The organism is Providencia sp. PROV109, assembly GCF_033681625.1.
Classification (GTDB): domain Bacteria; phylum Pseudomonadota; class Gammaproteobacteria; order Enterobacterales; family Enterobacteriaceae; genus Providencia; species Providencia hangzhouensis.
Window position 1 is genome coordinate 1649713 of sequence record NZ_CP096320.1, and the last position, 13851, is coordinate 1663563.

Genomic DNA, 13851 nt, shown 5'->3' on the forward strand with positions numbered 1-13851 from the left:
CATTAATCTACGGTAAAGTAAATTTATCGGGGTGATATTGATGGGTGTAATTATTGGTGTTTTCTTATTGGCAGGTATTGTAAAAGGGGTGATCGGGCTAGGCCTACCAACAATCGCGATGGGGTTATTAAGCACATCAATGGAGCCTGCTGCAGCTGCGAGCTTATTAATTATTCCGTCATTAATTACTAATATATGGCAATTATTGATTGGCCCACAATTTATGGCACTAATCAAACGGCTCAGTGGTTTTATTATTGGGGTCATGCTTGGCACATTATTCAGTTTTTTACCTTCTTTAACCTCGGCATCTCGTTGGACACTACCTGCACTGGGTATCGTGCTTATTATCTATGGAATTTGGGGCTTAATTGCTAAAAAAACGCCATCTTTCGAGAAACATGAAACATGGCTTTCGCCAACAGTGGGTTATATTACAGGTGTAATTACAGCAGCTACAGGAGTATTTGTTATTCCAGCAGTGCCTTATTTGCAAACCTTAAAATTAAATAAAGATGAGCTTATTCAGGCTCTAGGGTTAGCATTTACCGCATCAACAGTTGCATTAGCCATTAAGTTATCCATTGGCCATCAACAATATGATATTAATTGGAGTTTATCTGCCTTTGCCTTAATACCTGCTATTGGTGGAATGTACCTTGGTCAATATTTACGCAAGATTATTAGCGAGAAATTATTCCGTCGTTGCTTTTTTATTGGGTTAATCGGATTAGGGATTTACATGACGGCAAAACTAGCTTTCAGATGACCATTTAATTAAAAAATGAATAAACTCGTTGGTATAATCAGGTAATTGGCTGAAATCTCGTGCGCAGATAACTAATTTTCGGCATGCCCAATCTTCAGTCAATTGCAGTATTTTACTAGTAGAAAATTGACTACGCTGTGCCGCTTGTTTGGGAATAATAGCAATGCCAATTCCATCGTTAACCCCTTGCATTACCGCATCTAGTGTTGGCATGCGTACCCGGTAGTTGAGCCGCTTGCCTTGCTGTTTGGCGTTATTATCAATATGCTTTTGTAATGGGTTATCTTCCATTAAACCAATAAATTCAGCATCAATAATATCAGAAAATAGAACGCTTTTTTGGCTTACCCAAAGGCTATCTTTATGGGCAAAAACGACTAATTCATCTGAGCTGAATGGACGAATATCCAGACCAGTGAGGTCAGTAGAATCTGCGATAATACCAATATCTGCAATTTTATTTTTGATGGCAGTGACGATATTAGCACTTGGCATTTCTTTCACGGATACAGACATAGTGGGTTGTTGTCGTAAATAAGCGCTAACACGGGCGGGTAAAAATTCCATTTGAGCTGAAGTATTACAAAGAATATTAATATGCCCACGCAGGTGTCGACTATATTTTCGCAGTTCATCTTGCATTAATTCAATTTGCTGCAAAATTGTTTTCGCATGCTCAATAAATGCATGACCTGCATTCGATAATGAAACCCCTTTCACTGAACGAATAAATATATCGATGTTTAATTCATTTTCTAACCCACGTATTCGTTCACTTGCAGATTGCAGTGTAAGATAAGTTAGTTTCGCTCCTTGGGTGATGCTTCCTGCATTGGCGACATTAACACACAGTTTTAAATCAGTGGTATCGAAATACATGGAAAACAACTCCAAATTATGAAAAGAAGAGGGAAATTATCATTTAAAGGAATATATGTGAATTTTTTCGGGATAGCAAAAAGGAAAGCAATTGCTTTCCTTTTTTTAGATTTAATGATTTAACAAAGTCGTCAAATCATTAGATTTTGGTTTATTTTACTTGTGAGAAAAACAGGCTGCGATAACTGCTGTAATAGCAAACATACATAATTGGCATAGAAACTAATAAACCTAAACCTAATGGGATAACTGAAATTATCATTAAGATTGATAAAACGATAAAGAACAGGATACCTGGTAGGAGGTTTTTCTTAACAGCTTGTAAGCTTGCTGAGATTGCAGCGCCAACAGTGAAATCATGGTTCATCACTAATGCAGGAGCAAACCAAGTTAAGGCTGTACCCACTAATGCTGCAATGGCCATTATGATGATTGCAAAGAAGAATGTACCTGAAGACGCAAGGATAGCCGCGTCAGATGGCGAACCGTATTGGTTGCTTTCCATCAGTAAACCGAACATTGCAGAACCACCGATAATAAATGCGATGATCATTCCTACTAAGTTAGCAGCAAAGTTGATGGCTCCAACGGCAAATAGGGTACCAAATTTATTTTGGAAGCCTGCAAATAATAAGCCGATTTCTGCTTGGCCTGTTTTACGTTGATTTTCACTGATAGCAATAATACCACCGATAAAAATAGGTGTAATAAAAGTAATCAGTAAGTTCAAGAATGGGATCATTGAAATGATAAAGATCACCGCAAACAGAACGATGTTAATTAGGATCCACATTCCCAGTTTTTCTTTAACGAGAGACCATGATTGGCTGATCCAGTTAACACCTTCACCTGCATCTACTGCGCGAGGTTCTGCGTGAAAAACGAATGTATCGGCTTGAGTTTGTGCGTTAATTGTAGGTGCAGGATTGTTATCTGCACTGAAGTTTTCATTATTCATGATAAAAAAGGAACCTGTTAGTCGTAGTGAATTAGCGATATATTATTATTAATAAGTTTTTTGAGCTTATACTCATTCTTGTAACTTATCGGCAGTAGTATGCAGATAAGTTAGCTTATTATAAAGCAGACTATTCTGGTAAGGTATTTTTGATTAAAATTTTCTTGTATAAAATATTTTCTATCGAAATAAGACGGTTATCTATTCCTTAATGTACTGAATAAAATACGAATATTTAGTATATTTAGTGAAAAAAGCTATTTTTTGGTTCTATCAACAAGGTTAAAATCGTCAATTAAATAATCACGATTCATAATAATTAAGTAAGATTTTATTTAATTTAAAAGCTAAATAAGTGATATTGGGTAAGCATCCAACGGCTTAATTTCTTTAAGTACAAACATACTTTGCATTTCTTTGATTCCCGGTAACCGGCGAATAACCGTCATAGCAAAGTCGGCATAGGAGTCTAAATCATGGGATACAACCTGTAATAAAAAGTCAGTATCACCACCAATACTGTAGCAAGCGACGACATTTTCTAGCTCAGTCACTTCTTGTTCAAATTTTTGTGCTTCAGCCTCGCTATCACTATCAATAATGACGCGAACAAAAACCATCACACCTAAGCCAATCTTTTTACGATTGAGAATGGCGCGATATCCTTGAATAATATTTTCTTCTTCTAATTTTTTAACCCTTCGCCAACAGGGAGAGGCTGACATGCCTACTTTTTCGGCAAGCACTTGGTTAGTTATTCGAGCATCATCTTGTAGTAACTTTAGTATTTTTATTTCTGTCTTATCTATTGCCATAAATGAAAATCTCTATCTTAAAAATGCTTTAAATGGGATAAATTTACCTAAATCTTAGCGTGTAATGACTGAGTTAGAAAGCCTATTTCTTTCTTTAAATGCCATAATTATTGGGAAATTAAATACACATAAAATCATAGGGGACAGGAATGATATTTAATCCAGCTGAGCATCGTTGTGCTATCGTCGTTAATCAGGATTTATCTAACGGGTTGGCAATGAATGCCGCTAGTGTGATTGGCGTGAGTTTAGGAAATAAAGTTAACAATATAGTAGGGGAAGATTTGAACAGTGCGGATAATATCAATTACCCCGGTGTGATTTATGCGCCATTACCGATTTTAAAATCACCGGAGCAGTATATTAAAGAGATTGAAGTGGCTGCATTAAAGGTAAATGAAATATACATTATTCCTTTTAGCTTATTGGCACAATCGTGCCGGACTTATGATGAGTATCAGCAAAAATTATTAGAACACGAATATAAAAATATTCAGTTAGCTGGTATTGGGCTGGTAGGAAATAAAAAGGCGGTAACGCAGCTTATTGGCCACTTACCTTTGTTTAGATAGGAATAATGGCAGATAAAGCAGAGGCTCTATAAAGAGCCTCAAATTGGTTAGTACATTACTTTGTGACCATAACTTTCTAGAATACTTTTAACTCGTTCCATCACTTCTTTTGATGGTGGTCTAACGCCATCTAGTTTGTATTCTTCACCCATGGTTTCCCATTTGTGTTTACCGAGTTCGTGGTAGGGCAGTAATTCGATTTTTTCGATATTGCTCATATCTTTGGTAAATTCGCCCAGTAAATGTACTGAATGGTCATCATCACTCCAACCCGGCACGACAACATAGCGTACCCAAGTTTTCTGGTTGCGTTTGGCAAGGTAACGAGCAAATTCCAAAGTACGATGGTTAGAAACACCCACTAATTTTTGATGAATTTCATCATCGATTTGCTTTAAATCTAACATCACTAAGTCAGTGACATCCATCAGTTCATCAATCACTGGGTCGTAGCGGCGCACGAATCCATTGGTATCAAGGCAAGTATGAATATTTTCTTTTTTACAGGCACGGAACCAGTCACGTACAAATTCAGCTTGTAAGATAGCTTCTCCGCCTGAGGCGGTAACACCTCCGCCAGTCGCATTCATAAAGTGGCGATAGGTTACGGCTTCTTTCATTAATTCTTCAACGGTAACAATATTGCCACCGTGGGTATCCCAAGTATCGCGGTTATGGCAATACAGGCAGCGCATTAAGCAGCCTTGGAAAAACACAATAAAACGGATCCCAGGACCATCAACGGTTCCGCATGATTCAAACGAATGAATACGGCCGAGTGTGGTTGGGGTTTCTGTCACATTAGTCGTTGCTATTGTTTTGGTTTTAGTATCATCGATAGACATAGCAGGCACTCCAAAATATCCTTCATACCGCAAACTTTAGAGCAAAAATATCGTTGCTGGTATAGATAAAAAGCCCCCTTGAGGGGGCTCAGACTGCTGACAAACATATTATGTTTGGCGGCAAGTCGAATAGGTTTTGAAAATAAACTAGGAAAATCAATTTATTGATTTTCGGCTGATAACACAAAGCGGGAAAAATCACGCTTTTATCCCGCTTTGTCAACAACCTCAGACCCCGTAAAGCGGGGTCTTTAATTTACTTTATTTTAATAAGCTAATTATTACATTGTACTGGTGAAAGTACGAGTAATAACGTCTTGCTGTTGTTCTTTAGTCAGTGAGTTGAAACGTACAGCATAACCAGATACACGGATAGTCAGTTGTGGGTACTTCTCTGGGTTTTCCATTGCATCTAACAGCATTTCACGGTTCATAACGTTAACGTTCAGGTGCTGGCCGCCTTCGATAGACGCTTCGTGGTGGAAGTAACCATCCATCAGACCCGCTAAGTTCGTTTTACGAACATCATCATCTTTACCTAACGCATTTGGTACGATAGAGAAAGTATAAGAAATACCATCTTTCGCGTAAGCAAATGGCAGTTTAGCAACAGAAGTCAGTGAAGCTACCGCACCTTTTTGGTCACGACCGTGCATTGGGTTTGCACCTGGTCCGAATGGTGCACCTGCACGACGGCCATCTGGTGTATTACCTGTTTTCTTACCATACACAACGTTAGATGTGATGGTCAGAATTGACTGAGTTGGTACCGCGTTACGGTAAGTAGGCAGTTTCTGAATTTTCTTCATGAAACGTTCAACTAAGTCACACGCGATATCATCTACACGAGAGTCGTTGTTACCAAATTGTGGATATTCACCTTCGATTTCGAAGTCGATAGCGATACCGTCTTCATCACGAATTGGTTTAACTTTCGCATATTTGATTGCAGACAGTGAGTCAGCAGCAACAGATAGACCCGCAATACCACAAGCCATGGTGCGATAAACATCACGGTCATGTAACGCCATCAGCGAAGCTTCATAGCTGTATTTATCGTGCATGAAGTGGATGCAGTTCAGTGCAGTGACGTACTGAGTTGCTAACCAATCCATGAAGTGGTCCATTTGGTTCATCACAGTATCGAAATCTAAGACTTCGTCCATGATTGGTGCATGTTTAGGACCAACTTGCATTTTCAGTTTTTCATCAACACCACCGTTGATGGTATACAGCATGGTTTTCGCTAAGTTTGCGCGAGCACCGAAGAACTGCATTTGTTTACCAACAATCATTGGGCTGACGCAACATGCAATTGCGTAGTCATCGTTATTGAAGTCTGGACGCATCAGGTCATCATTTTCATACTGAACTGATGAGGTATCGATAGACACTTTAGCTGCGAATTTTTTGAAATTCATTGGCAGTTTTTCTGACCACAGGATAGTCATGTTTGGCTCAGGAGATGGGCCCATGGTATACAGTGTGTTCAGGAAACGGAATGTGCTTTTCGTTACCAGAGTACGGCCATCAAGGCCCATACCTGCTAATGATTCAGTTGCCCAGATTGGGTCACCAGAGAACAGCTCATCGTATTCAGGAGTACGTAAGAAACGTACCATACGCAGTTTCATGACTAAGTGGTCAATCAATTCTTGCGCTTGTTGTTCGGTGATTTTACCTGCTTCTAAGTCACGTTGGATATACACGTCTAAGAAGGTAGAAACACGACCAAATGACATTGCAGCACCGTTTTGTGATTTAACAGCGGCTAAGTAACCGAAGTAAGTCCACTGTACTGCTTCTTGTGCGTTTGTTGCTGGTGCAGAAATATCGTAACCGTATTTTGCAGCCATTTCTTTCATTTGACCCAATGCACGGTGCTGTTCAGCAATTTCTTCGCGCAGTTGGATAGTCATTTGTAGGTCTTCACCTTTTTCTAATCTTTCTTGCAAAGAGGTGAATTGGTTAAATTTGTCTTTCATCAGGAAATCAATACCGTACAGTGCAACACGACGGTAGTCACCGATGATACGACCACGACCATATGCATCAGGTAGACCAGTTAAGATACCTGATTTACGGCATTTTAAGATGTCTGGCGTGTAAACGTCGAAAACACCTTGGTTGTGAGTTTTACGGTATTCAGTGAAGATTTTTTTGATTTCTGGATCTAAAGTACGGTCGTAAGCTTTGCATGAGCCTTCAACCATTTTGATACCACCGAATGGGATAAGACCACGTTTCAGAGGTGCGTCAGTTTGCAAGCCAACGACTTTTTCTAATTCTTTAGTAATGTAACCTGCATCATGAGAAGTGATGGTTGAAGCGACATCAGTGTCAAAATCAACTGGCGCATGAGTGCGGTTTTCGATTTTGATCCCTTCCATGACTTTATCCCACAACGTGTCAGTTGCTGGAGTAGAGCCTGCTAAGAAAGATTCATCACCTTCATATGGAGTGTAGTTTTTCTGGATGAAGTCACGTACGTTGACGTTATTCTGCCAGTCACCTTGGTTAAAACCTTGCCATGCTAAAGCGAATTTTTCATTTAACTCGGACATGATACTTTTACCTTTTAACAATGGATCTTTTAGGGATCTTAATAAATCTTTTCGTGTGTGTCAGTGGCTATTAATGTTTTTGGCCACTACGTAAATGCATAAACCAATAAATGAGGCCGACTAAAATCGCACCGCCAATAATATTTCCGATAGTGACTGGAATTAAGTTATCTGTAATAAAGTTACCAACCGTTAGGTGTGAAAATTGGTCAGGAGACATATTTATTTGAGACCAATATTCAGCGGGGGCGAACTCTTTAATCATAATGCCTAACGGGATCATGAACATGTTTGCGATACTATGCTCAAAACCGCTCGCTACGAACATCGCGACAGGTAACACTAGAACGACCAGTTTATCAGTTAAACTACGGCCGGAGTAACTCATCCAAACCGCAAGGCAAACCATTAAGTTTGCTAAAATTCCTAATGTAACCGCTTCAATAAAGGTATGGTGTAATTTATGGCTGGTGGTTTGTAATACATTTAACCCCCATTGACCATTGGCTGCGGTGTATTGTCCTGCAAACCAAATCAGTGCAACAAAGAATAACGCACCAATTAAGTTACCAATATAGACATTAAACCAGTTACGGAACATTTGCCCCCAAGTAATTCTTCCTGTGGCTTTTGAGACGATAGTGAGTACGGTGGAGGTGAAAAGATCTGCGCCACATACAACCACTAACATCAGACCTAAGGAGAAACAAATCCCGCCAATAAGTTTAGTGAAACCATAAGGCGCTTCAGCTGCCCCGGTTGTTGCTGTGATATAGAATACAAACGCGATAGAGATAAAAATACCGGCAGTGAATGCTGACAAGTAAGTAATTGCAGGATGTTTATTTGCCTTATAAAAAGAGGCATCATCTGCGACTTGCGCCATTACAGCAGGTGGCAATAAATTAAAAGGGTTGTCAGCTTTCATACCAACACTCTCTTACAAAGTTGATTAATTATAGCACGCAATAATAGTAACAAAGGGGTGAATTGATAAATTTGATATGGATCATGAACTCTCTAGAGAGAGCGGTGAAAATGGTTAGTAAATTGTTAAATTTAAATCTATCTTGTTGATATATAAGGTATAAATATTTTTTAAAATTTATTAAAAATTTTTATAAAGTCAGTTTTGAGCATTAAAATAAGTAAAAATATACGCGTAAATGTTAACTATTTAAGATGAATATGATCCTTTTGGCATATAATTTAACTTATGTTTGCATAATACCCTATTTAATTCGGGGGGATTCCGATATATATTCCTTAACCAAACCTTATTTCTGCAATATTTATCTAACAATAATGTAAATAATAAAAGATTCGTATAAATGAATCTACAAATGAAAGTGATATATGTTAACTAATCAAACAGCTTTTAATGTTATGGCTAGGTATAAAACTCAATATCTTCGAGTGTGTTCAATTCTTGCTCAATACGTTCACGACTTGCTAAAAGTGTTTTGATGACTTGGTTCACTTTGGATTCATCAATGCGGAAAGTTGGGATAGACACACTAATTGCAGCTATGATTTTATCCCGCTGACGCAATGCAACAGCATAGCAGGTCGTTTCTTCATTTATTTCTTTATTATCAACGGCATAATTATTTTCACGAACTGCGTTAAGCTGTAGGCGCAGTTCAGCCAAAGTTTGCACACTGTATTGGGTTAACGGGGTAAAACCTGAAGGATAAAGCTCGGAAATTTGTTGGTCACTGTAGTTAAAAATCATGGCCTTACCAAGTGCCGAGTAAATAGCAGGCAAACGAGTACCAATATTAGAGATTAATTGGACCTTTTGGGCTGATTGGACTTTATCAATGTATAGTACATCGGCACCGTCTAAAATCCCCATTTGACACACTTCATTGCATTCATCAACAATATGTACCATTTCCCGATGAACCATTTTTAGCCAATAGGATTTTTCGAAAAATGAGCGGGAAAGGAGTGAGCAGGCGATACCTAAATAATACAGCTGGCTATTGTCATCATAATTAATATATCGATGTTCAACCAACGTTTTTAAGATAGGATAAATAGTCCCCTTTAAGATTTGTGTTTTATCAGAAAGTTGTGTCAAAGAAAGCCCAGTATTTTCAGCCGATAAAACTTGCAGTATTTCTAATACCCGAATTGTCGGCATGTGCCCCGTAGACATTAAACCACCTCACTGATTAATTTTGTCGCTATTTTAGGTTTAAAATACCACTATGTAAATCATCTCAGGAATACGTTTAATCTCAAATTGGTCATACCTGTTAATGGCTCAAGTCGCAATAAAGACGTGATTCTGTTCAAAATTTAGTAATAAAAAAATCATTTTTTAGCCAGTCTAATTGCTATTTCTTTTCTTTAAATTCTTTTTAATCAAATAATTATGTGAGATTTATATATAAATTGGATAAATTTGACTCAATCCATAATTCATGATTTCTTGTTTATTGTTTTTATTTATGAATACGGTTTGTATATATGAACATTAATGGGTAAGGAGATTACCGGTATGGAAAGTCGTTATATCACTCCAGTAGTGACCATCTTTGATGACAAAGGTCGGGTGGATATAGAACAAAACATACGTGTTTATGATTCATTGAAAGGCAAAGTTTCCGGTTTTGTCACAATGGGAAGCACGGGGGAATTTTTTGCACTTAATATGCAGAGCTCAAAAACACTAATCGACCTATGTGGTCGTTACCCAAAGGAGGAAATGCGTGTTTATGCAGGAGCAAGCCGCCTTGATGTGCAAGAGTCGGTTGAATTGGCTAACTATGCATATGAAAAAGGAATCGATGGGGTGATGATCATTAGCCCATATTATTTTCCGCTGGATGATGAAGGTGTTTTCCGTTTTTACAGCACGATAGCAGCCAAAACATCTGCTAACATTTTCATTTATAACTTCCCTGAACGAACAGGTTATTCTGTCTCTCCAGATGTTTGCCTACGTTTAGCGGATAAATATCCCAATATCATCGGGTTGAAAGATACCATTCCTGACACGACTCATACCGCCCAAGTGATTGAAACGGTGAAAACCCGCTTACCTCATTTTGAGGTATATGCAGGTTACGATAATAACTTTGCTCATGTGGTTTTATCGGGGGGAAATGGTTGCATTGGTGGGCTTTCAAATATTGTTCCACAGTTTTTTGCATCGTGGATGCAGGCGTTTATCCAGGGTGATTTAGCATTAGTGGCAAAACACCAACAACGAGTAGACCAATTGATGGCTATATATGGTGTCAATGCACCATTTATCCCAACCTTTAAAAAAGCATTGCAGCTAAAAGGTGTGGTTTATTCAGACTATTGTACAGCGCCATTTATTGGCTTGAACAATATACAGATTGAGCAACTTCAGCAGTTATTAACCCTTGCTGATTCACCGCTCTGACCTTTCCTGAATCAAACACAATAGAACATCTTACCAACAGGGAAAAATATCATGGCGACAACGAAAGCTTATAACAATCCTGTTTTAAATTCTGCGATAGCCAAATCGTGGAAACGTTTAGTACCTCTGATGTTTATTTTGTATTTTGTTGCATTTATTGACCGTGTGAATGTCGGTTTTGCTAAAGATGCGATGCAAGTCGACATTGGTTTATCCGATTCTGCTTTTGCATTCGGCGCAGGGATTTTCTTTGCTGCTTATGCATTGTTTGGCATCCCTGCAAACCTGATTTTAAACAAAATAGGGGCGCAAAAATGGCTAAGTATTACGACAGTTATCTGGGGCGTTCTGTCTGCAATGACAGGTTTTGTCACCAATGAGACGCAATTTATTATTTTACGTTTCTTATTGGGGTTGGGGGAAGCCGGTTTTTATCCAGGTATTCTATTATTAGCTTCCATTTATTTCCCCAATAATGTACGCGGGTCTGTAATTGGAATCTTTGTTTTAGGCGTACCTTTGGCGTTGACTCTGGGCTCGCCATTATCTGGCGCGTTACTGGAATTGCATGGTTGGTTAGGTCGGCCGGGTTGGTTCTGGATGTTTGTCATTGAAGGCCTTCCCGCTGTTGTGATTGGTGTTTTTGCCTTCTTTTATTTGGATGATAGCCCTGAAAAAGCCCGTTTTTTAACCGAAGAAGAGAAAAAAGCCCTAACTGAACAATTAGCTAAAGAAAATGCAAAAACTGAAACCACATCAGTATTATCTGCACTAAAAAATATCAAAGTTTGGCACCTTGCACTGATTTACGGCACGATCCAAATTTCAGTATACGGTTTGATGTTCTTTCTGCCTTCCCAAGTTGCGTCCTTAATGGGGGAAAGCTTAGGTTTTAAACAATCCTTAGTTGCGGCAATACCTTGGGCTTGTTCTGCATTTGGAGTGTATTACATTCCTCGTTTTGCCGACCGTCATCCAACTCGTCGTATCGAAATCTCAGTTCTGTGTATGTTAGCCGCAGCATTAGGTTTGGCATTGTCAGCATTTGCGAGCCCTGTTTTTGCTATTGCGGCGTTATGTTTAAGCGCTGTTGGTTTTTTATCCGTTCAACCGGTGTTTTGGACGTTTCCACCTCAGTTATTAAGTGGTCCTGCATTAGCAGCAGGAATTGGTTTCTGTACCACCATGGGGGCATTCTGTTCATTCCTCGCACCAATCATTCGCGTGGAAGTCGATAAAATGATGAATAGCAATACCGCAGGTATCGTGACATTAGCGGTGATCACCGTCGGTTGTGCCGTTTTAATCGCATTACTTAAAAAAAACACTCATAACAACAACCTCAAAGCATTGTCATCTAACTAATGACAATTTTTAGGAAGGTGTGACATGCAAAAAATTCTCAAAATTGATGAGAGCGACAACTTAATTGTTGCTTTGAAAGACCTGCAAGCAGGCGATATCTACCACTGGGGAAGTGAAGAAGTGACCCTAGTGACCGATGTGAAAGCAAAACACAAGTTCGCCATGGAAGCGATACCCGTTGATGGTATTGTTTCGATGTATGGTACTGCAGTAGGAAAAGCCACAAAGCCAATCGCAAAAGGTGAAGTTATCACAGTCGATAATATTCGCCACTATGCAGCTCCGGTTTCTTTAGAGCAAGATGCGCCATATGAGTGGAATGCGCCAGATGTATCGGCATATCAAGGACGTACATTTAAAGGCTATATACGTGAAGATGGGCGAGTGGGAACTGCAAACTATTGGTTAATCTTTCCATTAGTATTTTGTGAAAACCGCAATGTAACAAAGCTCACTGATGCCTTAAATGAGGCATTAGGTTATACCAATAATAGTTTGAAAAACTTTGCGTTAGATTTAACCGCAGGCGAGCAAAGGGAAGGCGCAAAACCTAAATTATTCCCACATATAGAAGGTGTGCGTTGCATTACGGTCACGAGTGGTTGTGGTGGGGCGACTTCTGACAGTAAGACAATGTGTGATGTGCTTGCTGCCTATGCAGATCACCCTAATGTGATTGGTATTACGGTGTTTAGTTTGGGCTGCGAAAAAGCACAGCGCAAAATGTTTAAAGAGTCACTTGCTGCTCGAAACTCCAATTTTAATAAGCCTGCACTTTACTTCCGCCAGCAAGAATGGAATAGCGAAGAAGAAATGATGCAAACCGCTTTGAAGCAAACTTATGAGTGCATGAAGGCTGTCGAACCACAGTCCCGTGTGGATGTTCCGTTGTCTCATTTAAAACTCGGTGTGAAATGTGGCGCTTCTGACGGTTTTTCTGGTATTTCGGGTAATCCTGCGATGGGGCTAGTTTCTGATTGGTTAGTGACCTTGGGGGGCGCATCAGGTTTAGCTGAATTCCCTGAATTGTGTGGTGCAGAAGGGGACATGGTGAAACGGTGCGTGTCTTTTGAGGATAAGAAAAAATTCTTGGACTTGATGGAGCGTTATGAAAAGACAGCGAATTTCTTTAATACTACGATTGCCGATAACCCGAGCCCCGGTAATATTGCAGATGGACTAATAACAGATGCAATTAAATCGACTGGAGCGGCTAAAAAAGGCGGAACGTCGCCGATTAGTGCGGTGTGTGATTATGCGGAGCCTATGCCTGACAGCGGGTTATCATTAGTTTGCACGCCGGGTAATGATGTTGATGCGGTTACCGGCCTTGTTGCTGCGGGGTGTAATGTGGTTATTTTTTCAACAGGACTTGGAACTCCTACAGGGAACCCGATTGTGCCAGTTTTAAAAATATCGACTAATAGTGCCATTGCAGAGCGTCTGTCAGACATAATTGATTATGATTGCGGGCCAATTATTGATGGGGTTCCACTACCAACAATTAGTAAAGGGTTATTTGAACGGGTGATTGAAACGGCAAGCGGTGACTATCAGGTTCAAGCGGACCGATTAGAACAGTTTGATTTCTTATTATGGAAACGTTCATTGGATTTATAATTAATATAAACCAATAAATTGTGAAAATGTTGACGGGGCAAGTTCCCCGTCAACGATTTAA

The 13851-nt window shown here is 39.4% G+C and carries 12 protein-coding genes; 5 read left to right on the top strand and 7 right to left on the bottom strand.

From position 1 onward, the window contains the following. Positions 1-40: 40 nt before the first annotated feature. Entirely contained in the window at positions 41-769 is a 729-nt protein-coding gene (locus M1F25_RS07555) for a sulfite exporter TauE/SafE family protein (RefSeq protein ID WP_181489548.1), read from the top strand. Here M1F25_RS07555 and M1F25_RS07560 read toward each other — a convergent pair. The 3 genes from M1F25_RS07560 to M1F25_RS07570 all read right to left on the bottom strand — a co-directional run bounded on the left by M1F25_RS07560 (position 755) and on the right by M1F25_RS07570 (position 3421). Then, positions 755-1648 (bottom strand): LysR substrate-binding domain-containing protein, encoded by an 894-nt coding sequence (locus M1F25_RS07560; RefSeq protein ID WP_004256323.1) that lies wholly within the window; start codon positions 1646-1648, stop codon positions 755-757. The genes M1F25_RS07555 and M1F25_RS07560 overlap by 15 nt on opposite strands. A gap of 151 nt (positions 1649-1799) precedes the next feature. After that, complete coding sequence (locus tag M1F25_RS07565) at positions 1800-2606, bottom strand: BPSS1780 family membrane protein (RefSeq protein WP_004256309.1); 807 nt, start codon at positions 2604-2606, stop codon at positions 1800-1802. Between the two features lie 347 nt (positions 2607-2953). Further along, a complete protein-coding gene (locus M1F25_RS07570) occupies positions 2954-3421 on the bottom strand; it encodes an Lrp/AsnC family transcriptional regulator (RefSeq protein WP_004256307.1) in 468 nt (155 codons plus the stop codon). A gap of 149 nt (positions 3422-3570) precedes the next feature. Here M1F25_RS07570 and M1F25_RS07575 point away from each other — a divergent pair, with 149 nt between their 5' ends. Beyond that, entirely contained in the window at positions 3571-3993 is a 423-nt protein-coding gene (locus tag M1F25_RS07575) for a DUF2000 domain-containing protein (RefSeq protein WP_004256305.1), read from the top strand. Positions 3994-4040: 47 nt separating this feature from the next. Here the strand turns inward: M1F25_RS07575 and pflA are convergent, their stop codons facing one another. The 4 genes from pflA to M1F25_RS07595 all read right to left on the bottom strand — a co-directional run bounded on the left by pflA (position 4041) and on the right by M1F25_RS07595 (position 9566). Next, a complete protein-coding gene (gene pflA / locus M1F25_RS07580; protein ID WP_004256303.1) occupies positions 4041-4838 on the bottom strand; it encodes a pyruvate formate lyase 1-activating protein in 798 nt (265 codons plus the stop codon). A 281-nt stretch (positions 4839-5119) separates the two neighbouring features. After that, the gene (gene pflB / locus M1F25_RS07585; RefSeq protein WP_004256301.1) at positions 5120-7402 is read right to left on the bottom strand and encodes a formate C-acetyltransferase; all 2283 of its coding nucleotides are present in this window, start codon (positions 7400-7402) and stop codon (positions 5120-5122) included. A 70-nt stretch (positions 7403-7472) separates the two neighbouring features. Continuing rightward, positions 7473-8330: a formate transporter FocA gene (focA, locus tag M1F25_RS07590; RefSeq protein WP_004256299.1), complete on the bottom strand. Its 858-nt coding sequence runs from the start codon at positions 8328-8330 to the stop codon at positions 7473-7475. Between the two features lie 462 nt (positions 8331-8792). Next, positions 8793-9566, bottom strand: coding sequence for an IclR family transcriptional regulator (locus tag M1F25_RS07595; RefSeq protein ID WP_094960677.1), 774 nt, complete (start codon positions 9564-9566; stop codon positions 8793-8795). Positions 9567-9911: 345 nt separating this feature from the next. On the opposite strand from M1F25_RS07595, the gene M1F25_RS07600 reads away from it, so the two are divergent. The 3 genes from M1F25_RS07600 to M1F25_RS07610 are packed head-to-tail and all read left to right on the top strand — an operon-like array spanning position 9912 to position 13790. Next, positions 9912-10805 carry a dihydrodipicolinate synthase family protein gene (locus tag M1F25_RS07600; protein WP_181489549.1) on the top strand — a complete coding sequence of 298 codons (894 nt, stop codon included), beginning with the start codon at positions 9912-9914 and terminating at the stop codon, positions 10803-10805. 51 nt (positions 10806-10856) lie between these two features. After that, entirely contained in the window at positions 10857-12170 is a 1314-nt protein-coding gene (locus tag M1F25_RS07605; RefSeq protein ID WP_181489550.1) for an MFS transporter, read from the top strand. 24 nt (positions 12171-12194) lie between these two features. Further along, on the top strand, positions 12195-13790 hold the full coding sequence (locus M1F25_RS07610) for a UxaA family hydrolase (protein WP_181489551.1): 1596 nt from the start codon (positions 12195-12197) through the stop codon (positions 13788-13790). Positions 13791-13851: the final 61 nt, after the last annotated feature.

What these genes read in the sequence shown, in the direction of transcription:
- pflB (WP_004256301.1), bottom strand. Translation starts at nt 7,402, where the DNA reads ATGTCCGAGTTAAATGAAAAATTCGCTTTAGCATGGCAAGGTTTTAAC.
- M1F25_RS07560 (WP_004256323.1), bottom strand. Translation starts at nt 1,648, where the DNA reads ATGTATTTCGATACCACTGATTTAAAACTGTGTGTTAATGTCGCCAAT.
- M1F25_RS07570 (WP_004256307.1), bottom strand. Translation starts at nt 3,421, where the DNA reads ATGGCAATAGATAAGACAGAAATAAAAATACTAAAGTTACTACAAGAT.
- focA (WP_004256299.1), bottom strand. Translation starts at nt 8,330, where the DNA reads ATGAAAGCTGACAACCCTTTTAATTTATTGCCACCTGCTGTAATGGCG.
- M1F25_RS07610 (WP_181489551.1), top strand. Translation starts at nt 12,195, where the DNA reads ATGCAAAAAATTCTCAAAATTGATGAGAGCGACAACTTAATTGTTGCT.
- M1F25_RS07600 (WP_181489549.1), top strand. Translation starts at nt 9,912, where the DNA reads ATGGAAAGTCGTTATATCACTCCAGTAGTGACCATCTTTGATGACAAA.
- M1F25_RS07565 (WP_004256309.1), bottom strand. Translation starts at nt 2,606, where the DNA reads ATGAATAATGAAAACTTCAGTGCAGATAACAATCCTGCACCTACAATT.
- M1F25_RS07555 (WP_181489548.1), top strand. Translation starts at nt 41, where the DNA reads ATGGGTGTAATTATTGGTGTTTTCTTATTGGCAGGTATTGTAAAAGGG.
- M1F25_RS07605 (WP_181489550.1), top strand. Translation starts at nt 10,857, where the DNA reads ATGGCGACAACGAAAGCTTATAACAATCCTGTTTTAAATTCTGCGATA.
- pflA (WP_004256303.1), bottom strand. Translation starts at nt 4,838, where the DNA reads ATGTCTATCGATGATACTAAAACCAAAACAATAGCAACGACTAATGTG.
- M1F25_RS07595 (WP_094960677.1), bottom strand. Translation starts at nt 9,566, where the DNA reads ATGTCTACGGGGCACATGCCGACAATTCGGGTATTAGAAATACTGCAA.
- M1F25_RS07575 (WP_004256305.1), top strand. Translation starts at nt 3,571, where the DNA reads ATGATATTTAATCCAGCTGAGCATCGTTGTGCTATCGTCGTTAATCAG.